The sequence below is a fragment of the Halomonas sp. KAO genome (assembly GCF_015595025.1).
In the GTDB taxonomy this organism is placed as follows: Bacteria; Pseudomonadota; Gammaproteobacteria; order Pseudomonadales; family Halomonadaceae; genus Halomonas.
This window is the reverse complement of record NZ_JADNRL010000046.1, coordinates 1-416: the sequence shown is the minus strand read 5'-3', so window position 1 is coordinate 416 and position 416 is coordinate 1. Positions and strand designations below refer to the sequence as shown.

General features: G+C 48.8%; 1 protein-coding gene. It reads right to left on the bottom strand.

All coding sequences use genetic code 11. The annotated features are described in order from the left end of the window. Positions 1–229: pilus assembly FimT family protein (locus IOC61_RS17570; RefSeq protein WP_229333243.1), on the bottom strand; the 229-nt coding region annotated here is incomplete at its 3' end. Positions 230–416: the final 187 nt, after the last annotated feature.

Here is a 416-nt window from a genome sequence, read left to right as displayed (position 1 = left end):
CAGTGATTAAAAATACGACATCGCCACGACACTTTATCGCTTCAGCTCTGGCGTAACTCAAACCCGACAGGATTTCGTTAACATCACTCGCCGCTCGATTGCTGGTGATCATGCCTAGAAAATTTGGCACAGCAATCGAACTTATAATCACAATCAAGGCGATAGTTATCAAAAGCTCTATAAGCGTAAAGCCTCGATGAGACTTCCGCTTAGCTTTACCAGCAGGCATCATCCCTCCTGGATCCATCGCTGTCCACCTCCAAGGTTGCACAGCCTTCCGTCACGCGCCCAGCATCGGCCACAGCCCTGAGAGTAAACATCGAAGTCTCTTCGACTGGCAGGCTAAGAGCATATTCACCGCTATCGATAGCAGCCAAGTCTGCACTCGAAAGACAACCAGAATAAGAAGTGGATAC